19 protein-coding genes and 1 pseudogene are annotated in these 20,467 nt (G+C 63.8%); 12 read left to right on the top strand and 8 right to left on the bottom strand.

The window, feature by feature from the left end; translation table 11 throughout:
• Positions 1-229: 229 nt before the first annotated feature.
• Complete coding sequence (locus AC19YR_RS16875) at positions 230-1,048, bottom strand: shikimate 5-dehydrogenase (protein ID WP_500599338.1); 819 nt, start codon at positions 1,046-1,048, stop codon at positions 230-232.
• Between the two features lie 185 nt (positions 1,049-1,233).
• Here AC19YR_RS16875 and AC19YR_RS16870 point away from each other — a divergent pair, with 185 nt between their 5' ends.
• The 3 genes from AC19YR_RS16870 (at position 1,234) to AC19YR_RS16860 (ending at position 2,324) form a co-directional block, all read left to right on the top strand.
• Entirely contained in the window at positions 1,234-1,626 is a 393-nt protein-coding gene (locus AC19YR_RS16870) for a hypothetical protein (protein ID WP_095110979.1), read from the top strand.
• A gap of 224 nt (positions 1,627-1,850) precedes the next feature.
• Complete coding sequence (locus AC19YR_RS16865) at positions 1,851-2,045, top strand: hypothetical protein (protein ID WP_095110980.1); 195 nt, start codon at positions 1,851-1,853, stop codon at positions 2,043-2,045.
• Between the two features lie 105 nt (positions 2,046-2,150).
• Positions 2,151-2,324, top strand: coding sequence for a hypothetical protein (locus tag AC19YR_RS16860; protein ID WP_500599335.1), 174 nt, complete (start codon positions 2,151-2,153; stop codon positions 2,322-2,324).
• Here the strand turns inward: AC19YR_RS16860 and AC19YR_RS16855 are convergent.
• Positions 2,321-3,382, bottom strand: coding sequence for an AI-2E family transporter (locus tag AC19YR_RS16855; protein ID WP_500599334.1), 1,062 nt, complete (start codon positions 3,380-3,382; stop codon positions 2,321-2,323). The genes AC19YR_RS16860 and AC19YR_RS16855 overlap by 4 nt on opposite strands.
• Positions 3,383-3,536: 154 nt before the next feature.
• On the opposite strand from AC19YR_RS16855, the gene trhP reads away from it, so the two are divergent.
• Entirely contained in the window at positions 3,537-4,907 is a 1,371-nt protein-coding gene (gene trhP / locus AC19YR_RS16850) for a prephenate-dependent tRNA uridine(34) hydroxylase TrhP (protein ID WP_500599333.1), read from the top strand.
• 237 nt (positions 4,908-5,144) lie between these two features.
• Here trhP and AC19YR_RS16845 read toward each other — a convergent pair whose 3' ends face one another.
• Complete coding sequence (locus AC19YR_RS16845) at positions 5,145-6,464, bottom strand: Na+/H+ antiporter family protein (RefSeq protein WP_176465168.1); 1,320 nt, start codon at positions 6,462-6,464, stop codon at positions 5,145-5,147.
• 299 nt (positions 6,465-6,763) lie between these two features.
• Here AC19YR_RS16845 and AC19YR_RS16840 point away from each other — a divergent pair.
• Positions 6,764-8,053, top strand: a pseudogene (locus tag AC19YR_RS16840) (methyl-accepting chemotaxis protein); the annotation flags it as partial.
• A 102-nt stretch (positions 8,054-8,155) separates the two neighbouring features.
• The gene (locus AC19YR_RS16835; protein WP_500599385.1) at positions 8,156-8,911 is read left to right on the top strand and encodes a methyl-accepting chemotaxis protein; all 756 of its coding nucleotides are present in this window, start codon (positions 8,156-8,158) and stop codon (positions 8,909-8,911) included.
• A gap of 170 nt (positions 8,912-9,081) precedes the next feature.
• On the opposite strand, the gene AC19YR_RS16830 is transcribed toward AC19YR_RS16835, so the two are convergent.
• From AC19YR_RS16830 to AC19YR_RS16815, 4 genes are read right to left on the bottom strand one after another with little or no spacing between them, the layout of a single operon-like run.
• Complete coding sequence (locus tag AC19YR_RS16830) at positions 9,082-10,413, bottom strand: sensor histidine kinase (protein WP_500599332.1); 1,332 nt, start codon at positions 10,411-10,413, stop codon at positions 9,082-9,084.
• The gene (locus AC19YR_RS16825) at positions 10,410-11,078 is read right to left on the bottom strand and encodes a response regulator transcription factor (RefSeq protein WP_095110987.1); all 669 of its coding nucleotides are present in this window, start codon (positions 11,076-11,078) and stop codon (positions 10,410-10,412) included. The genes AC19YR_RS16830 and AC19YR_RS16825 overlap by 4 nt, the downstream gene beginning before the upstream one ends.
• Positions 11,078-11,392 (bottom strand): PepSY domain-containing protein, encoded by a 315-nt coding sequence (locus AC19YR_RS16820; RefSeq protein ID WP_095110988.1) that lies wholly within the window; start codon positions 11,390-11,392, stop codon positions 11,078-11,080. Before AC19YR_RS16820 ends, AC19YR_RS16825 begins: the two co-directional genes overlap by 1 nt.
• Positions 11,392-11,700 (bottom strand): PepSY domain-containing protein, encoded by a 309-nt coding sequence (locus tag AC19YR_RS16815; protein ID WP_095110989.1) that lies wholly within the window; start codon positions 11,698-11,700, stop codon positions 11,392-11,394. Before AC19YR_RS16815 ends, AC19YR_RS16820 begins: the two co-directional genes overlap by 1 nt.
• A 124-nt stretch (positions 11,701-11,824) precedes the next feature.
• Here AC19YR_RS16815 and AC19YR_RS16810 point away from each other — a divergent pair, with 124 nt between their 5' ends.
• The 5 genes from AC19YR_RS16810 to AC19YR_RS16790 all read left to right on the top strand — a co-directional run bounded on the left by AC19YR_RS16810 (position 11,825) and on the right by AC19YR_RS16790 (position 18,104).
• Positions 11,825-12,904: a patatin-like phospholipase family protein gene (locus AC19YR_RS16810; RefSeq protein WP_095110990.1), complete on the top strand. Its 1,080-nt coding sequence runs from the start codon at positions 11,825-11,827 to the stop codon at positions 12,902-12,904.
• Between the two features lie 103 nt (positions 12,905-13,007).
• A complete protein-coding gene (queD, locus tag AC19YR_RS16805; protein WP_017736453.1) occupies positions 13,008-13,364 on the top strand; it encodes a 6-carboxytetrahydropterin synthase QueD in 357 nt (118 codons plus the stop codon).
• 164 nt (positions 13,365-13,528) lie between these two features.
• The gene (codA, locus tag AC19YR_RS16800) at positions 13,529-14,770 is read left to right on the top strand and encodes a cytosine deaminase (RefSeq protein ID WP_095110993.1); all 1,242 of its coding nucleotides are present in this window, start codon (positions 13,529-13,531) and stop codon (positions 14,768-14,770) included.
• A 250-nt stretch (positions 14,771-15,020) separates the two neighbouring features.
• On the top strand, positions 15,021-16,616 hold the full coding sequence (locus tag AC19YR_RS16795; RefSeq protein WP_095110994.1) for a glucan 1,4-alpha-maltotetraohydrolase domain-containing protein: 1,596 nt from the start codon (positions 15,021-15,023) through the stop codon (positions 16,614-16,616).
• 336 nt (positions 16,617-16,952) lie between these two features.
• Positions 16,953-18,104, top strand: a complete 1,152-nt coding sequence (locus tag AC19YR_RS16790; protein ID WP_500599331.1) for an MFS transporter — start codon at positions 16,953-16,955, stop codon at positions 18,102-18,104.
• Positions 18,105-18,168: 64 nt separating this feature from the next.
• Here the strand turns inward: AC19YR_RS16790 and AC19YR_RS16785 are convergent, their stop codons facing one another.
• Positions 18,169-18,612: a carboxymuconolactone decarboxylase family protein gene (locus AC19YR_RS16785; protein ID WP_500599329.1), complete on the bottom strand. Its 444-nt coding sequence runs from the start codon at positions 18,610-18,612 to the stop codon at positions 18,169-18,171.
• 273 nt (positions 18,613-18,885) lie between these two features.
• Between AC19YR_RS16785 and AC19YR_RS16780 the strand changes: the two genes are divergently transcribed.
• A complete protein-coding gene (locus tag AC19YR_RS16780) occupies positions 18,886-20,382 on the top strand; it encodes a M60 family metallopeptidase (protein ID WP_500599327.1) in 1,497 nt (498 codons plus the stop codon).
• Positions 20,383-20,467: the final 85 nt, after the last annotated feature.

Genomic DNA, 20,467 nt, shown 5'->3' with positions numbered 1-20,467 from the left:
GTGTGCGGGAGCAACTGTCTCACCCCTGCCATTCGTCACCGCCACTGCGTGCCGTCATCGCGAGCAAGCTCGCTCCCACACAGGAAAAATGAACATCCCACCCACACCACCGTTCAGCTGTGGGAGCGGACCTGCCCGCGATACAGCATTCCTGGCGCTAGAGCGGTAATGGCTGTACTGACCCCATCGCGGCGCGCCCGCACCAGCACACCCGTTGCCACAGAACCGTTCAACCCCGTGCAAACCTCACCGCCGCGTCAAACTGCGCCGGCGTGGGGCGCACGCCGGTGTACAGCACAAACTGCTCCAGTGCCTGCAGCGCAATCACCTCCAGCCCAGTAATCACCTGCTTGCCCTCGGCACGGGCGCGCAGGATCAGTGGGGTTTCTGCGGGGATCGCCACCACATCAAAGACGATCTGCGCCGCCGCAATCGCCTCGCCACTGAACGCCAGGTCGTCGGCCTGGGCGCCGCCGCTCATGCCGATGGGCGTGACGTTAATCAGCAACTGCGCCGGCAGGTCATCCGGTTGCGCCTGCCAGGTGTAACCCAGCGCCTCGGCCAGGGCCCGGCCGGCGCGTTCGTTGCGGGCCAGGATCGCGCCGTTGCGGTAGCCACCATCACGCAAGGCACTGGCCACGGCCTTGGCCATGCCACCGCTGCCGCGCAGCACAAAGCGGTATTCCTTGGGCACACGGTGGCTGTCGAGCAGTTGGGCAATAGCCAGGTAATCGGTGTTGTAGGCCTTAAGGTGGCCCGCGGTGTTGACGATGGTATTGATCGAAGCGATGGCCGCCGCCGAGGCGTCCAACTCATCCACCAGGGCGATGGCCGCTTCCTTGAACGGCATCGACACGCCGCAACCGCGAACACCCAGGGCGCGGATGCCGGCCACCGCGCCCGGCAGGTCCTGGCTGCTGAACGCCTTGTAGTAGAAGTTCAGGCCCAACTGTTCATACAGATGGTTGTGAAAGCGCAAACCGAAGTTGCCCGGGCGCGCCGAGAGCGACATGCACAGTTGAGTGTCTTTGTTGGGGTGCATCTGCATGGGCGTCTCCTGCACGGGGCGTTTGGGTTGAGGTGAATCGTTACAGCAAGGCACCGACCTTACACAATATTTACCCAGCACCGGCGCAGTTTTTCCCAAACAGGCTGTCTTAAAGGTTATCCCCGCGCCATTCCCCGGGCCTACCGCAGGCCCGGGCGCCGGGAGCGAAACGAGGAACAGCCATCATGATGGGAAAAATCACCACCAGCGCCCTGCTCATCGCAGCGCTGGCGATCACCGGTCAAGCCTCTGCCCACGGCCATGGCCACGGCCGCGGTGGCGATTGGCGCGGCCCGGCGGTGTTCGGTGCGGTGGTCGGCGCGGCCATTATCGGCGGTGCCGTCATCAGCCGTGACCGCCCGGTGTATGTGCAGCAGCAACCGGTGTACTACGCGCCGCAACCGGTCTACGTACAACAGCCCCCACCAATGTATTACCCGCCGCAACCGGTCTACATCGAGCAACCGGTGTATTACCGCCCGCCACCGGTGTACTACCGCCCTGCGCCCGTGTACTACGGGCCACCCCGTGGCTACTACGGCCCGCCCCCCGGCCATTACGGCCCGCCGCGCTGGTGATGCACCCTCAGGCCCCGCCCCGACAGCGGGGCCTGAGGCGTTGGGATGACTGAAACGTCCTACTTGAGGTCGTTCCTGGCACAGCGAATGCAGCCCTTTCTGACATCATGGCCACCCAATGTCGTATTGGCCGCACCGTGCTATGGCTGTCATATTGCTGTCATGCCCGCGCGCCACCCTCCCGGGTGTCCGTACACCCCCCATAAAAACAAGGACGACCCACCATGCCCACGCAGCATCCCCACCGCACCGCAGGCCTGTGCACTTCCAGCAAGGTTTACAGCGCGCTAACCGAACTCAAGCACCTGGAAGGCCACCGCAGCGCCAAATTCCTTTCGCTACTGGCCGAAAACCTGGTGCGCAAGGGCCTGCTCAATGAACACGAAGTGCTGAACATGCTCGATCAAGTGGTGGACTGACACCTGCGCTCGCGCTGTCGATGAGCACTATCGAGCGCGATGATTGGCCCTCGCCCCAACGGCTGCATAAGGTGTGCCCCATGATCGATGCCCAGGAGCACCTCAATGGCCCGTATCCAAATCATGTCCGTGATCGGCAGCGCCGTGCCCAAACCCTTGCGTGAAACCGGCCTGCTCGCCTGCTGGTACCTGGTGCGCGACGGCGTGCCGGTCAGTGGCCCGCTGACCTCCCTACCGGCGGCGCAAGCGTTGTCCCGGCAGATCGACCTGCGCGCCTAGGGCAACTGCACCCGCGGCTGGGTTTCCACATACAGCGCCCAACTGGACATAAACAACGCGGCGATCAACGGCCCGATGACAAACCCGTTGAGGCCGAACACCGCCAAGCCGCCCAGGGTGGAAATCAGGATCAGGTAATCCGGCATCTTGGTGTCCTTGCCCACCAGAATCGGGCGCAGCACGTTGTCCACCAGGCCAATCACGAACACCCCGAAGCAGCCCAGCACCACCCCTTGCCAAATCGCCCCGCTGAGCAGGAAGTACGCCGCCACGGGCGCCCAGACAATCCCCGCCCCCACCGCCGGCAACAGCGACAAAAACGCCATCAGCACCGCCCAGAGCAACGCACTGGGAATGTCCAGGAACCAGAAAATCAACCCGCCCAACGCCCCTTGAGTCACCGCCACCAGCAGGTTGCCCTTGACCGTGGCCCGCACCACGCGGTTGAACTTGAGCTGCAAACGGCGCTTCTGGTGCTCGGCCAAAGGCGTTGCGGTGCGGATCTTGCGCACCAGCTCGGCGCCGTCGCGCAAAAAGAAGAACAGCAAATACAGCATGATGAAAAAACTCACCACGAACTCAAAAGTGCCCTGGCCAAAGCTGAACGCCTGGCTGGCGAGGAACTGGCTGCCCTGCATGGCGCCCTTGACGATTTTCTCGCGCAGCCCTTCCAACTCGCCCATGCCGAAGCGGTCCAGCAACTGCTGGAAGTACGGCGGCAGGCTGTGCTTGAACTGGGCGATATAGCCGGAGATGTCCAGTTGCCCGCTTTCGATGTTCTTGTAGATCGTCGCCCCTTCCTGCACCAGCAAGGTGGCGATGACGATCACCGGCAGAATCGCGATCAGCAAACACACGCCCAAGGTGCACAGCGCCGTGAGGTTGCGCTGCCAGCCGAACTTCAATTGCAGGCGCCGCTGCAACGGCGCGAACAGGATGCCGAGGATGACCGCCCAGAACACCGCACCGTAGAACGGCAGCAGAATCCAGATAAACGCCACTGTCACCAGGATGAGCAGCACGGGTAGGGATTTGTTGTGAAAGACATCTGGGGTCATGGGCCGGTCTCTGGCAAAAGGATTGCGACGTCGCTGATGCTTAGTCCGCACGGGCGCGCCCGAGTGCCGTGTTTTCTTCGCTGGTATAGACCCAGGTCAATATCCGCGCCGGCCCATCCGGCTACCCTCGCGCCCTTTTGCGATCGAAACCATCATGCCCCTCGCCTCGCCCGAACTGCTTGCCCCCGCCGGCACCCTGAAAAACATGCGCTACGCCATCGCCTACGGCGCCGATGCGGTGTACGCGGGCCAGCCGCGCTACAGCCTGCGGGTGCGCAACAACGAATTCGACCACGCCACCCTCGCCCTGGGCATCAGCGAAGCCCAGGCCCAGGGCAAGCGCTTTTACGTGGTGGTCAACATCGCGCCCCACAACGCCAAGCTGCGCACCTTCCTCAAGGACCTGGAGCCGGTGATCGCCATGGCCCCGGACGCCCTCATCATGAGCGACCCGGGCCTCATCATGCTGGTGCGCAAACACTTCCCGCAGATGCCCATCCACCTCTCGGTGCAGGCCAACACGGTGAACTGGGCCAGTGTCGAGTTCTGGCAGCAACAAGGCATCTGCCGGGTGATCCTGTCGCGGGAACTGTCGCTGGAAGAAATCGCCGAAATCCGCGAGCACGTGCCGGCCATGGAGCTGGAGATTTTCGTCCACGGCGCCCTGTGCATGGCCTATTCCGGGCGTTGCCTGCTGTCGGGCTACATGAACAAGCGCGATGCCAACCAGGGCAGTTGCACCAACGCTTGCCGCTGGAAGTACAGCGCCCAACCGGCCAGCGAAAACCTGCTGGGCGACATCGTGCAGCAGTACTCGCCCGAGCCGACCCTGGGCGTCGGCGCCCCCACCGACCAGGTGTTCATGCTCCAGGAAGCCAACCGCCCGGACGAACCGATGCCCGCGTTCGAGGACGAACACGGCACCTACATCATGAATTCCAAGGACCTGCGCGCCGTGCAGCACGTCGAGCGCCTGACCAAAATGGGCGTGCACTCGCTGAAAATCGAGGGCCGCACCAAGTCCCACTTCTATTGCGCGCGCACCACCCAGGTGTACCGCCAGGCCATCGACGACGCCGTGGCCGGCCGCGAATTCGACCGCAGCCTGATGAACGACCTGGAATCCCTGGCCCAACGCGGCTACACCGAAGGCTTTTTGCGCCGCCACGTGCACGATGAATACCAGAACTACCAGAACGGCAGCTCGGTATCCGAACGCCAGCAATTCGTCGGCGAACTGACCGGCGAACGCCGCGATCGGTTAGCTGAAGTCCGGGTGAAAAACCGCTTCCAACTGGGCGATCACCTGGAACTGATGACCCCCAAGGGCAACTTCCACTTCGACCTGCACCAGTTGCAAGACGCCAAGGGCCAGGCCATCACCGTTGCCCCGGGCGACGGCCACACCGTCTACCTGCCCATCCCCGACCAGGTGGACTTGCGCTTTGGCTTGCTGATGCGGGATGTGCGGTTGGAGGGGTTGCTGCCCGCCCCTCAGCCGGCCTTGGCTGTCACGGCCAAATAAAAGCTGAAAACCTGTGGGAGCGAGCCTGCTCGCGATCGCGGTGCGCCAGCCGACATCGAGGCCGGATGTGCTGGCGCCATCGCGAGCAGGCTCGCTCCCACAGTGGATCGTGGGGGTAGGTGAGATGAGCGTCGGCCCCCCTCCGCCCGCAATGACAGCGGCACAGCCAACCACCTCGCCGAATGACACACCGAGACGCGGGCAAGGCCCGCACCCACGAGGCAAAACAGCCCCGGCCTACAACACCATCGCCGCCACCCAGCCAAAGGCCAGCAGCGGCAGGTTGTAGTGCAGGAAAGTGGGCACCACCGTGTCCCAGATATGGTGGTGCTGGCCGTCGATGTTCAGGCCCGAGGTAGGCCCCAGGGTCGAGTCCGAAGCGGGCGAGCCGGCGTCGCCCAAGGCCCCGGCGGTGCCGACGATGCACACGATGGCCAGCGGGCTGAAGCCCAATTGCACGCACAGCGGCACAAAAATCGTCGCCAGGATCGGCACCGTGGAAAACGACGAGCCGATGCCCATGGTCACCAGCAGCCCCACCAACAGCATCAGCAACGCACCGACGCCCCTGCTGTGGCCGATCCACGCCGCCGAGCTCTGCACCAGGGTGTTGACCTCGCCCGTGGCCTTCATCACTTCGGCGAACCCCGAGGCGGCGATCATGATGAAGCCGATCATGGCCATCATCTTCATGCCTTCGGTGAACAAGTCATCGGTGTCGCGCCAGCGCACCACCCCTGACACGGAGAAAATCAGGAACCCGGCCAGGGCGCCGACAATCATCGAGTCCAGCAGCAACTGGATGATGAACGCCGCCGCAATGGCCACCCCCGCCACCAGCAGGGTCAGCGGGTTGTACTGCACTGCCACCTGCTCGACTTTCTCGATGCGCGCCAGGTCATACACGCGCTTTTTGCGGTAGCTGATGAACACCGCCACCAGCAGGCCGAACACCATGCCCAGGGCCGGAATGCCCATGGCGTGGGTAACGTTGACCTGGCTGATGTCCACGCCGCTCTTGGCCACGTTGGCCAGCAGGATTTCATTGAGGAAGATGTTGCCGAAGCCCACGGGCAGGAACATGTAGGGCGTAATCAGGCCGAAGGTCATCACGCAGGCGATCAGGCGGCGGTCCAGTTGCAGCTTGGTCAGCACATACAACAGCGGCGGCACCAGCAGCGGGATAAACGCAATGTGGATCGGCAGGATGTTCTGCGAGGCAATGGCCACCACCCACAGTAGGCCGATCAGCAACCACTTGACCTGGCCGCCGCCGGCGGCGTCCTGGCGGTCCACCAGCAGCAGTGCTTTGTCCGCCAGGGCATGGGCCAACCCGGACTTGGCAATCGCCACCGCGAAAGCGCCAAGCAAGGCGTAGGACAACGCCACCGTCGCCCCGCCACCGAGGCCACCGTTGAATGCCTTGAGCGTGGCCTCCATACCCAAGCCACCGCTCAAGCCACCCACCAACGCCCCCACAATCAGCGCGATCACCACATGCACACGGGACAGGCTGAGCACCAGCATCACGCCGACCGCAGCAATTACTGCATTAATCATCGTTACCTCAGAACACGGCGCCGGCCAAATCGGCGCCAAACGGGATGAGTCCGGCCACGCCGCGACACGCGCGCACGCCAGATTGAATGGAGGTTTTATTAGAGGGCGCGCACTTTGCCCCACGGGCCCCGGGATGTCAAAGCGCCCCTAGAATTACGCGCCGCGGGCTACACGGCGCATGCGATCTATGTAGCAAGCGGGTGCGCGCTTTAAATCAAGCGTTTGAATAAAGAAAACCCGCCCCGGGCCGTTACAGTGCAAACGCCTCTCCCGTTTCCCCGTTCAAGGACTCCTCCATGTCGCTCAGACAGCTTTCCATCCAATGGAAAATCACCCTCCTGGCCGGCCTCTGCCTGTTGGGCGTCGTCAGCCTGCTGGTGGGGATTTCGCTCTATCGTGCCGAGCACAACTCGCAACTGGTCAAGGCCTCGAGCATGGCCATGCTGACCGACGCGGCGCAGGCGCGGATCGAAGCCCAGGGTGAAGTCCAGGCGCTGAACATCCGCCGCCAGTTCATGGACGCCTACCAATACGGCCATGGCTTTTCGCGCCAGGTGCTGTTTTTGCGCGAGCAGGCCGAGAAGCGCTTTCTCGATGCCTTTGACCTGCGCGAAGACCTGACCCGCCAGGTCAAGTCCGCCCTGCAGGCCAACCCTGAGCTGCTGGGCCTGTCCCTGGTGTTCGAGGCCAATGCCCTGGACGGCAAGGACGAACTGTTCGCCGGCCAGCAAGCGCTGGGCAGCAACGACAAAGGCCGCTTCGCCCTGTACTGGTCCCAGCCCACCCCTGGCCAACTGACCTCCATGGCCCTGCCCGAAAGCGACATGGCCGACACCCGCAGCGGCCCCAGCGGCGAGCCGGCCAACGCCTGGTTCACCTGCCCGCGCACCACCCTCAAGCCGTGCGTGATCGAACCCTACTTCTACGAAATCGCCGGCCAGAACGTGCTGATGACCAGCATCGTGTTCCCGCTGACGGTCAACGGCAAAGTCATCGCCTCGCTGTCGGTGGACATCAACCTCAACAGCCTGCAAGCGGTCAGCCAGGACGCCAGCCAAAAACTCTACGACGGCCAGACCAACGTCGGCATCATCAGCGCCGTGGGCCTGCTCGCCGGCTACAGCAGCGATGCCAGCAAACTCAGCCAGCGCCTGGACAGCGTCGATAAAACCAACGGCGCGCGGCTGATCGCCATGCTCGCCAGCAGCGGCCAACCGCAAAGCCTGCACAGCGACGGCAAACTCACCGTGCTAGCGCCGTTCCAGCCAATCCCCGGCGGCAAAGCCTGGGGCATTTTGCTCACGGTGCCGGAGAAGGTACTGGTGGGCCCGGCCGAAACCCTAAAAACCCAGTTGGACGAACGCGGCACCGCCGGCACCCTGATCGAACTGAGCCTGGGCCTGTTGGCCGCCATCGTCGGCCTGTTGCTGGTGTGGCTGATGGCGCGCAGCGTGACCCGGCCGATCCTCGGCGTGGCGCACATGCTCGAAGACATCGCCAGCGGCGAAGGCGACCTGACCCGGCGCCTGGCCTACGACAAAAAGGATGAACTGGGCGAATTGGCCGGTTGGTTCAACCGCTTCCTCGACAAGCTGCAACCGATCATCGCCGAGGTCAAACGCTCGGTGCAGGACGCACGCAGCACCGCCGACCAATCGTCTGCCATCGCCACCCAGACCAGCGCCGGCATGGAGCAGCAATACCGCCAGGTCGATCAGGTGGCCACCGCCTCCCACGAAATGAGCGCCACCGCCCATGACGTCGCCCGCAGCGCCGCCCAGGCTGCCCACGCGGCCCGCGATGCCGACCAGGCCACCCGTGAAGGCCTCACCGTGATCGACCGCACCACCAGCACCATCGACACCCTGGCCGCCGACATGAGCACCGCCATGGCCCAGGTCGAAGGCCTGGCCGCCAACAGCGAGAAAATCGGTTCGGTGCTGGAAGTGATCCGCGCCATTGCCGAGCAGACCAACCTGCTGGCCCTCAACGCCGCCATCGAAGCCGCCCGCGCGGGCGAGGCCGGCCGAGGTTTCGCCGTGGTGGCCGACGAAGTGCGCAACCTGGCGCGGCGCACCCAAGAGTCGGTGGAAGAAACCCGCCTGGTGATCGAGCAACTGCAAAGCGGCACCCAGGAAGTCGTGGCCTCAATGCACCACAGCCATCGCCAGGCCCAGGGCAGCGTGGAGCAGGTCGGCCAAGCCGTGACGGCGCTGCGCCAAATCGGTGACGCGGTGACGGTCATCAGCGACATGAACCTGCAAATCGCCAGCGCCGCCGAAGAACAAAGCGCCGTGGCCGAAGAGATCAACAGCAACGTGGCGACCATCCGCGACGTCACCGAATCCCTCTCGGGGCAAGCCAACGAATCGGCCCGGGTCAGCCAGGCCCTCAATAACCTGGCCAACCAGCAGCAGGGGTTGATGGATCAGTTTCGGGTGTAAAACATCGCAAGGCCTTCTGTAAAAGCAGGCCTTCGCCTCACAAATCCCGCCAGTGGAAACCGCCACGCTGTGGGGGCCTTGCTCGCGATGGCGGCGGCATGTCCAGCAACCTCACAGCCTGGCACACCGCTATCGCGGGCGAGCACGCGCCCACAGGGGATTGGGCGAGTTCAAGCCCGGGCAGGGCCTGCGCCTTGCGGCAACTCGACAAGCACTTTCAACCCGCCCAAGTCACTGTCGGCCAAGTACAACCGCCCGCCCCAGGCGTCGACAATGTCGCGCACGATGCCCAGGCCCAGGCCATGGCCGTCGGTTTGCTCATCCAGGCGCGTGCCACGGCCCAGCACCTGGTCGCGGCGCGATGCAGGAATGCCCGGGCCGTCGTCTTCCACCGCCAGGTAAAACCCCGCACCGTCCTGCCCGATGCTCAGGCGTACCTGGGCGTCGGCCCATTTGCAGGCGTTATCCAACAGGTTGCCCAGCAGTTCCAGCACGTCTTCGCGGTCTCGGGGCAGGTGCAGCCCGGGGCTCATCACCGCGTCGAGGGCCAGGTGTTGGCCGTGGATCATGTTCAAGGTGGCGAGCAAACCCGGCACTTCGGCGTCGCAGTCGAACTGCGCGCCGGGCAAGGCGTCGCCGGCCAGCCGCGCGCGGTTGAGTTCGCGGTTGAGGCGTTGCTGTACCTGTTGCAGTTGTTGCTCCAGCAGTTGCCGCACCTGCGGCTGACCTCGCAGTTTTTCGCTGGCGGCCAGGCTCATCAGTACCGCCAGGGGCGTCTTGAGGGCATGGCCCAGGTTGCCCAAGGCATTGCGCGAACGCTTGAGGCTGTCTTCGGTGTGGGCCAGCAAATGGTTGATCTGCGCCACCAGCGGTTCCAGTTCCTGGGGCACCTGGGTGTCGAGTTGCGAGCGCTGGCCACGCTGCAATTGGGCGATTTGCTCGCGCGCCGCCTCAAGCGGGCGCAAGGCGCGGTGCACGGTGAGCCGTTGCAGCAAGAGGATCAGCAGCAACGCCGCCGCGCCCAGGGCCAGGCCCACTTGGCGCATGCGCAAGAAGCTGTCGCGTACCGGGGTGTAGTCCTGAGCAACGCTGATGGAAATCGCCTGGCCCAGACGCCGGTAATCGCTGCGCAGCACCAATAACTGCTGGCCTTCGGGGCCCAGTTGCAGGTTGCTCTGCAACCCGGCCTGTTGCAGTTGGGGCAGCTCCTGGTCCCACAGCGAGCGCGAGCGCCAATGGGTGTCGGCAAAATCGATGCGAAAGTAGTGCCCGGAAAACGGCCGCTGATAGGCCGGCGACAACCGCCGCTCATCCAGTTGCAGCCCTTGCGGGCCACGCACCAGGGCCGCCAGCAGGTTCTCGCTGTCGTTACGCAGGCCCGCTTCGAGGTAGCGCTGCAAACCCACTTCAAACAGCCACAGGCTGGTCTGCGCCAGCACCAGGCCGACAATCACCAGCACGCTGACCAGCCCCAGGCTCAAGCGCCGCTGGATCGACCTCACTGCCCCGGCCCGCCAAACAGATAGCCCTGGCCACGGCGAGTCTCGACCACATCGCGCCCCAGTTTGCGGCGCAGGTGGTTGACGTGCACTTCCAGCACGTTGGAGTCGCGCTCGGTTTCGCCGTCGTACAGGTGCTCGGCCAAATGGCTTTTGGAGAGGATCTGCCCCGGGTGCAGCATGAAGTAGCGCAACAGGCGAAATTCCGCCGCCGTCAGTTGCACCTCGGCACCGTCGCGGGTCACGCACTGGCGGCTTTCATCCAGGTGCAGGCCGGCAGCCTTAAGGGTCGGCTGGTTCGCCTGGCCGTGGGAGCGGCGCAGCAATGCCTGCACCCGCAGGTGCAGTTCCTCCGGGTGGAAGGGTTTGCTCAGGTAGTCGTCGGCCCCGGCCTTGAGCCCTTCGATGCGCTCAGCCCAGGAGCCGCGCGCGGTGAGGATCAGCACAGGCGTGGCCAGCCCGGCGGCGCGCCACTGGCCCAGCACCTCAAGCCCCGGCAGGCCCGGCAAGCCGAGGTCGAGGATGATGAGGTCGTAGGGTTCGCTGCTGCCTTGGTACACCGCGTCGCGGCCATCGGCCAGCCAATCGACGGCATAGCCCTGGCGGCTGAGCCCGGCCATCAGTTCGTCGGCCAGGGGTACGTGGTCTTCCACCAAAAGCAGGCGCATCAGTCGTCTTCCTCGTCTTTCAATAAGCGGCCGGTGGTGGCGTCCAGGTCCAGCTCGCGCACCACGCCTTGGGCCGTCAGCAACTCCACTTCATAGATGTACACGTCGTGCTTTTCTTCCAGCTCGGCCTCCAGCAAGCGCGCGCCGGGGTAGCGGCCCAGCGCCTGTTGCAGCAATTGCTCCAGCGGCAGGATCACCCCCTGCTGGCGCAGGCGCAGGGCTTCGTCCTGGTCCAGGTCGCGGGCCAGTGCCAGGGAGCAAAACAGCATCAATACCAACGCCGCTCGAGTGCGGGCGCGCCTATTTCGCGTCATTACCTGTCCTGATGGTTCTTGAGGATGTGCCCGGAAACGGCGTCCAATTCCAGGTCCCACTCAACACCTTGGGCATCGCGCAGGTCGAGTTGGTAAATGTACTTGCCGTATGCCTGCTCAAGCTCGGTTTCCGTGATCGTCGCCCCAGGGTGTTCGGCCAGGGCCTTGGCGTTGAGGGTTTCAAAGGAGGCGATAGTACCAGCGTCGCGCAGGCGCAGGGCTTCGTCGGGGCCCAGGTCGCGGGCCTGGACCAGACCGATGCCCAAGCCCAGAAGGCAGGTGGCGGACAGGGCAATGAGGATTTTCATGGGGTTCTCCATTGAGGCGGTGTAGCACAAGGCCTGTACGGTAGCGCGCCGAACTTAACTGAAACTGAATAGCCATCATCGGCCAGCCTTCTATAATCACCCGCTCGCCCGCAAAGAGGCCGGTATGACCGCCATCCACATCAAGTTCCCCGCCCTCACCCTCAAGGCCGGCCCCCGTGCCCTGGCGCGCATCCGCGATAACGGCCTGCATGCCCGCGACGTCGGCACCCTGCCCGGCGCGGCCGGTGGCCCCAAGGCCCTGGGCATCCAGGGGCTGGACCTGGCGCTGTTCGGCCAATGGCTGGCGGCGGCACCCCGCGAGCGCTCGCTGATCGGCGCTTCGGTGGGTTCCTGGCGCTTTGCCAGCGCTTGCCTACCGGACGCCGCCGAAGGCCTGCGCCGCCTCGGCCAGCTCTACAACGAGCAACGCTTTGCCAAAGGCGTGACCATGGCGCAGATCAGCCAAAGCTCGCAGCGCATGCTCCACGACCTGCTCGATGGCCGCGACGCGCGAATCCTCGACAACCCCCATTACCGCCTCAACATCATGGTGGTCAAAAGCCACGGCCTGCTCGCCGACGACCACCGTGGGCGCCTGGGGCTGGGGCTGTCGTCGGTGATTGCCGACAACCTGCGCGGCCGTTCGCGCCTGGCGCGGCATTTCGAGCGCCTGGTGCTGCACGACCCGCGCCTGGCCCCGCCGCTGCACGCCCTCACCGACTTCCCCTCGCGCTTGGTGCCGCTCGATGCCGCCAACCTGCGCCAGGCCTTGCTCGCCTCCGGTTCCATCCCGATGGTGATGCAGGGCGTACGCGACCTGCCTGGCGCCGGCGCGGGCACCTTCCGCGACGGCGGCCTGCTGGACTACCACCTCGACCTGCCCTACAGCGGCGATGACATCGTGCTCTACCCGCACTTCACCGACCGGGTCATCCCCGGTTGGTTCGACAAAAGCCTGCCCTGGCGCCGCGCCAGCCCCCAGCGCTTGCGCGATGTGCTGCTGGTGGCGCCGTCGCGCGAGTACCTGGCACGCCTGCCCTACGGCAAACTGCCCGACCGCAACGACTTCAAGCGCTTTATGGGTGACCCGGCCGGCCGGCAAAAATACTGGCGCACCGCTATGGACGCCAGCCAACGCCTGGGCGACGAGTTCCTCGAACTGGCCGACAACGGCGGCCTCGGCCCACGCCTGCTGGCCCTGTAACGCCCCCCGTCAGGCTTTTTCCGCACGGCCAAAGCCAAGCTGCTAAACTCGCCGCCGCCTTTAACGCCGCGCCCGCCCGCCACCTGACAGAGCTTTAGACACTGTGGAAATTTTCAAGGAATTTACGTTCGAGTCCGCCCATCGCCTGCCCCACGTGCCCGATGGCCACAAGTGCGGGCGCCTGCACGGCCACTCGTTCAAAGTCGCGATCCACCTGAGCGGCGACCTCGACCCGCACACCGGTTGGATCCGCGACTTCTCCGAAATCAAAGCGATCTTCAAGCCGCTCTACGAGCGCCTGGACCACAACTACCTCAACGACATCCCCGGCCTGGAAAACCCCACCAGCGAAGTGCTGGCCAAGTGGATCTGGACCGAACTCAAGCCCCTGCTCCCGGAACTGTCCGCCATCCGCATCCACGAAACTTGCACCAGCGGCTGTATCTATCGCGGGGAGTAACAGTCCCGCCGGCGAACGCCCCTGCAGCCAGGCTTGTGGAAGCGAGCCTGCTAGCACTGAGGGCCGCACCGCCATCTGGGGGCCGTCGCAGGCCACCCGCCCTGGTTCCTACGCAACAGCAACGGCTACAGTAAGCATTCGCCCCACGCCCCGAGGACCGCCGCATGCTCATCATCAACGCCCGCTTGCGCCACCACGACGGCCTGCACGTACTGCACCTGGAAAACGGCCTGATCGCCAGCATCGCCCGCCAGGCCGAAGCACCGACCCTCGGCCCCGACGACCTGGACGCCGCCGGCAACCTGGTGGTGCCGCCCTTTGTCGAGCCCCATATCCACCTCGATGCCACGCTGACGGCGGGCGAGCCGCGTTGGAACATGAGCGGCACGCTGTTCGAGGGCATCGAGTGCTGGGGCGAGCGCAAGGCCACCCTGACCTTCGACGACACCCGCAACCGCGCCCACAAAACACTCCAGGCCCTTGCCGCCCACGGCATCCAGCATGTGCGCACCCATGTGGACGTCACCGACCCGGCGCTGACTGCCCTCAAGGCCTTGCTCCAGGTGCGCGAGGAATGCCGGCACCTAGTGGACCTGCAAATCGTCGCCTTCCCGCAGGAGGGGATCGAGTCTTACCCCAATGGCCGGCAACTGATGGAAGAAGCCGTGCGCCTGGGTGCGGATGTGGTGGGTGGCATTCCCCACTTCGAGTACACCCGCGAGCAAGGCGTGAGTTCGATCAAGTTTCTGATGGACCTGGCCGAGCGCAGCGGCTGCCTGGTGGATGTGCACTGCGACGAAACCGACGACCCGCACTCGCGATTTCTCGAAGTGCTGGCCGAAGAGGCCCGCAGCCGTGGCATGGGTGCACGGGTCACGGCCAGCCACACCACGGCCATGGGCTCCTACGACAATGCCTACTGCGCCAAACTGTTCCGCCTGCTGGGCCACGCCGGCATCAGCTTCGTTTCGTGCCCCACCGAGAGCATCCACTTGCAGGGGCGCTTCGACAGCTTTCCCAAGCGCCGGGGCGTGACCCGCGTCAGTGAGCTGCTCGACGCGGGCATGAACGTATGTTTTGGCCAGGACTCCATCGTCGATCCCTGGTATCCCCTGGGCAACGGCAACATCCTGCGGGTGTTGGAGGCCGGGCTGCACATTTGCCACATGCTCGGCTACCGCAACCTGCAAAGCGCCCTGGACCTGGTTACCGACAACAGCGCCCGGGCCATGGCCCTGGGCGAAGGCTATGGCCTGCACCCCGGGCGCCCGGCCAACCTGCTGATCCTCTCGGCCGACAGCGACTACGAGATGATCCGCAGCCAGGGCCTGGCGCTGTACTCGATCCGTCATGGCCGGGTGTTGATGAAACGCCGCATGGCCGAACTGGAGTGGCCGCAACGGTAGCAGGCGAACTGGCCCGCACCGGGGTGCAGAGCAGCCCCTCAGCGGTGGAGCGCCCAGAAAGATTTTACGGCCGCGGTGCAACCGAGCGCGGGCCAGCCCACTTGCTCCATGCTCATGTCCAGTGGGCTTTGGTTATTTTGAGGCGGTGAATTAGCACAAAACGATCCCTTTTACCTGTCATTTCTGACAGCAGACAAGCCCCCACCCCCGGCGCAGAGTGAAGCCTGTTCCGGTTAACGGGAGGCTCAACATGAAACGCTCATTGCTCTACTACGCAGCCGCAGCCGCGGCCTGCCTGCTGGCCAGCCTGGCCAACGCTGCCGCCCCCACCGTGCGCAATGGCGGCGGCGAGGACATCATCCTGCAAGGCTTTCACTGGAACTCCAGCCGCAACAGCCCACAAAAGTGGTACGAGGTGCTCACACGCATGGCACCCGCGATTGGCCAGGACGGTTTCAGCAAAATCTGGCTGCCGCCGCCCTGGACGGACCAATCCAGTTGGAGCGACCCGGCCAAGGGCACCTCGGGCGGCGGTGAGGGCTACTTCTGGCACGACTTCGACAAAAACAGCCAATACGGCACCGACGCCCAACTCAAACAAGCGGTCGCGGCCCTGACCAGCGCCGGCGTGCAAGCGGTGTACGACGTGGTGCCCAACCACAAGAACGACAAGCTCCCGGCCACCCTGGTGCGCTGGCCCCGGGGCTACAAACTGTGGCGCGACGACTGCACGGCGCCTGCACAGTGCGATGAAGGCGACCCGTTCATGAACGGGCTTGCCGACCTCAACACCGCGAGCCCCGAAGTCTCGCCGCGTTTCATGCAGGAATTTCGCAACCTGCGCGACAACTACGCAGCCAAGGGCCTGCGTTTCGATTTCGTACGCGGCTACACGCCAGAACGGGTCGACCTGTGGATGAAGGACTTCAACGACCAGGCGTTTTGCGTGGGCGAATTGTGGAAAAGCCCCGGCGAATACCCGGCCACGGACTGGCGCAACCAGGCCAGTTGGCAGGACGCCCTCAAGGACTGGGCAGATCGCTCCCACTGCGCGGTGTTCGATTTCGCCCTCAAGGAGCGCCTGCAAAATGGCGGTGTAGCCGACTGGCGCCATGGCCTGAACGGCAACCCCGAGGCGGCGTGGCGGCAAACCGCAGTGACCTTCGTCGACAACCACGACACCGGCTACTCCCCTGGCCAGTACGGTGGCCAGCACCATTGGGCATTGCCCGACCCGCTGCGCAACCTGGCCTACACCTACATTCTGCTCAGCCCCGGCACGCCCACCGTGTACTGGCCGGACATGTACGACTGGGGCCGCGGTGACCTGATCCGCAAACTGATAAAGCTGCGCAAGGACGCCGGCATCAAGGCCGACTCGCCCATCCGCTTCCAGGCCCAGTATTCCGGGCTGGTGGCGGCCACCGAGGGCAGCCGCCAGCAGGTGCTGCTGGCCCTGGACTCGGACCTGTCGAAAGTACCAGAGGGCTTTACCCCGGTACTGGACGCCGACGGGCAGCGCATTCGCGTGTGGCTGGCCGCCCCGGCCACCCCCGGCGCGGCCACCACCCTGCACTGCGACAACGTGCGCCCCGGCCCCGGGCAAGCGGTGTTTGCCGTGGGCGCGCCGTTGGCACTGGGCGCCTGGGACCCGGCCCACGCCATCGCCCTGCAACCGGGCACACAAAACCGCTGGAGCGGCACTGTAAGCCTGGCGACGCAACAGAGCATCGAGTGGAAATGCCTGATCCGCAGCCTGAGCAACGTCAACGAGGTGTACTGGCAAGGCGACCCCAACAACCGCGTCGTGCCGGGAGCCACGGCTGAAAGCGTGGGGAGCTTCTAGGCAACCTCTGAGGGGGCGGGCTTGTGTGGGAGCAACTGTCTTCCCACTCGCCATCGCCCCCCCAGTGCCGCCGTCGCGAGCAGGCTCGCTCCCGCAGAGGAAAATGAAAATCCCGCCCCACACCACCGTTCAACTGTGGGAGCGGGCCGGCCCGCGATGAGGCCAACCCAGGCGCTGCATCTGCACAACCCGCCCCCCGACACCGCCCGCTTCCACAATAGAGCGGCCACCCACCTGCGCGGCACCACAGGCAGGGGCTTTACCCTCGCGGCGGTTGGATCGATGTGCAAGGATGGCGCCCTGCCTTTAATCCACCCCGCAATGCCAAGGATTTTCATGACCGCCATCAGCACCCCAGCCCCGGTGATCCCCGGGCGCCTGGAGCAAATGTCCACTCGCCTCGCCTATCTCATCGCCGGTTTCGGCATCGCTGCCTGGGCGCCGTTGGTGCCCTACGCCAAGGCCCGCGCGGCCCTGGATGAAGGCACCCTGGGGTTATTGCTGCTGTGCCTGGGGGTAGGTTCGATCATCGCCATGCCCGTGTCCGGTGCGCTGGCTTCGCGCTATGGCTGCCGGCGGGTGATGGTCGGCGGCACCTTGCTGATCTGCCTGGCGTTACCGTTATTGGCCACGGTGACTTCGCTGCCGTTGCTGATCGCGACGCTGTTTGTGTTCGGCGCCGGGCTCGGTTGCGTGGACTCCACCGTCAACCTGCAAGCGGTGATCGTCGAACGCGCCAGCGGCAAGACCATGATGTCGGGCTTCCACGGCATGTTCAGCCTGGGCGGAATCGTCGGCGCGGCCGGGGTCAGTGCCTTGCTGGGCCTGGGCATGACGCCGCTGGGGGCGATGTGGGTGGTGGTGGCCCTGATCCTGCTGGCCTTGCTCAAGGCCGGCCCGCACATGCTGGCCTATGGCAGTCAAAGCAGCGGCCCGGCCTTCGCCATCCCCCATGGCGTGGTGCTGTTTATCGGTTGCCTGTGCTTTGTGGTGTTTTTGGCCGAAGGCGCGGTGCTGGACTGGAGTGCGGTGTTCCTCACCGCCGAGCGCAACCTGGACGCCGCTTATGCCGGCCTTGGCTATGCGGCGTTTGCCCTGACCATGACCGTGGGGCGCCTGACCGGCGATGCCATCGTGCGCCGCCTCGGCACCACCCGGGTGATTGTGCTGGGCGGGTTGACCGCCGCCGCGGGCCTGTTGCTGGCCACCCTGGCGCCGTCCTGGGAAGCGGCATTGGTGGGCTATGCACTGGTGGGCGCCGGGTGCTCGAACATCGTGCCGGTGCTGTACACCGCGGTGGGCAAGCAAACCCTCATGCCCGAGAGCATCGCCGTACCGGCCATCACCACCCTGGGCTACGCCGGCATCCTCGCCGGCCCGGCGCTGATCGGCTTCGTCGCCCACGCCAGCAGCCTGAGCCTGGCCTTCGGCCTGATCGCCGTGGCGCTACTGGGCGTGGCCATCAGCGGCAAAATCCTCAAGGCCTGAGGCCCCGTGTACGCCCCTTTGTAGCCAGCAGGCTTGCCCGTGCTAGGGCGGCCGGGCTAGCACCTCAATCCTCCTGGGGCAGTTTGCGAAAACCGACGGCCAGGCGATTCCAGCTGTTGATGGTGGCGATGGCCACGGTCAGGTCGACCATCTCGGCGGGGCTGAACTCGGCGCTCAGTTGCTCGTAGTCGGCCTCCGGGGCGTGGGTCTGGCTAATCAGGGTCACCGATTCGGCCCAGGCCAGGGCGGCGCGCTCGCGGGCGGTGAAGAACGGCGCTTCGCGCCACACCGCCACGGCGTATAGGCGTCGCTCGGTTTCGCCATCCTTGCGAGCATCGGCGGCGTGCATGTCCACGCAAAAGGCGCAGCCGTTGATCTGCGACACCCGCAGGCGGATCAGCTCCAGCAGGTTTTTTTCCAGAGGCAGTTTCGACACCGCGGTTTCCAGGGCCAGCATAGCTTTGAGGGCATTGGGGGATGCGGTGTAGAAATCGATACGCGGTTGCATGTGGGTGGCTCCGTTGAGGATGGGGAGGCGCTACGTTAGCCCCCTGGCGGCCCGGCACAAATAGCCAATGCGAGGGAAGATGAGGGAGCCAATGTGCGCCGCGGGGTAAAAACCTCCAAAAAAAAACCAACACCATAGACCGCGAGTGAATAACCCCGATGTAAAACCAGCAAAGAGCCTCTAAAAAACTGTCAATTATGACAGTAGCCATTCCCTCACTTGCGCTTTACAACGTTATGTACCCCAAGCCCTATCACACAATAGGCAGACATAATGAACAACCCCATTAAACGCTTCACGCCTTACACCCTGGAAAACCCCGTCTGGTTATTGGCAGCTGACTTGAGAAAAGGCACGTTCCATGATCGGCAGGCCTTGGGGTTCATTCTGCCCGCGGGGGAAAGTATCAACGTGCGGCGCTCAAGCCCCATTGATACCGACCTGATACTCAACTTCTTTAATGATGACAGACGCACCGAGAGTAGCGTCGTTATTACCAGCCAGTGGACCACATTTACCGCCACTCACCCGGCCGTTGTTTTTATCCAGACGCCCTATAGCGCAATTACAGCCGAGATTGAATACACCGTTACCCGCGAAAAACCGCTGCCAATCTACACCCCACAAGGCAATGCCCAAGCTTTCTTCCAAACCTGGGACGAACAGGACGCAGAATTTGCACTTATCCAAACCACTTATGCCAACTTACTCGTACCGGCCTTCGATAAACAGAAAACCAAAGAACTGCACCAAACCTGTGGGCTCGACAGTTTGGAGACGTTCTACACCAGCGTTTTCGAGTACTTCAACTCACTGGCTGGAATATCCTTTACCACCACCGTGCGCACCGACAGAAACATCCCCAACCGTTACTTTATAAAGGCGGATAAAAGCGGTGGCGGGGGGGCCTATTATGGTCACAGCTGGATAGCGCAAGTCAGCCCTTCAATAGCCACCTGCGGCCTGGACGTGCGCCCGGACAACTGGTGCGCCCTGCATGAAATAGCCCACGGCTACCAAGGTGTCTTTATGCAAAACACCACGGTTCCCAGTGGCGAAGTCTGGAACAACGTCTACGCCGCGTATTACCAGCATAAAATAATGGGCAATGAAATTTATGAACGAGGCTGGATGTACGGTGGAAACTCGGAACGCACCTTCGTTGAATTGCAAAACCGCTTAGACAGCAATACGCCCATCACGACATGGCACTATTGGGAGCGGTTGTTTTTCTTCCTATTCATCTTCGACAAGGCGGGGGAGCACGTTATCAGTTTGTTCAACCAGGAATATCGTCACCTCGTTTCCAAAGACGACTTCAAACTGGCAGATCACCCCATGATGGATGTCATCGCACGCATTTGTGCTACACGGGCAAACGTGGATATCGGCCCCTTCATGGCATTTGTACAGGCGCCACTGTCCTACCGCCTGCGCAACACCAACCTCTACAACAACCTGATACCTGCCTGGCCGCTTTATCGCCTGGTCCCTGCGGCCAGCCTGCGGCAGATCCAGCAGACCCTGCGCCTTAAAACGCCCCTTTCCCTGGTCGATAGCCGCCAGTTGAAAACCACCGACCTCAAAGGCAGCCTGAAGCTCACCATGAATGCCCAGAGTTTCAAGGAAAGCCAAGGCAAAGTGCTGCTGATAAAAGACGGCAGCAACATTTCACGCTTGCAAACGATCACGTCACCTGAGATCCATCTCAATAATTTCCCCATAGGCGGGCGGTTGCAGGAGCTGAGTGCAACACGGTTATTGAATTGAAGCGGGCGCATCGTGCCGCATAGTCATGGCGTTCTGCATCACCTCGCCCATCATTTCGATCGGACATTTGAAATCGAAGCGTTTA

The sequence above is a fragment of the Pseudomonas sp. MF08817 genome (genome assembly GCF_059862705.1).
Note: the sequence above shows the minus strand (reverse complement) of the source record. Positions and strands in the feature narration are given on the sequence as shown.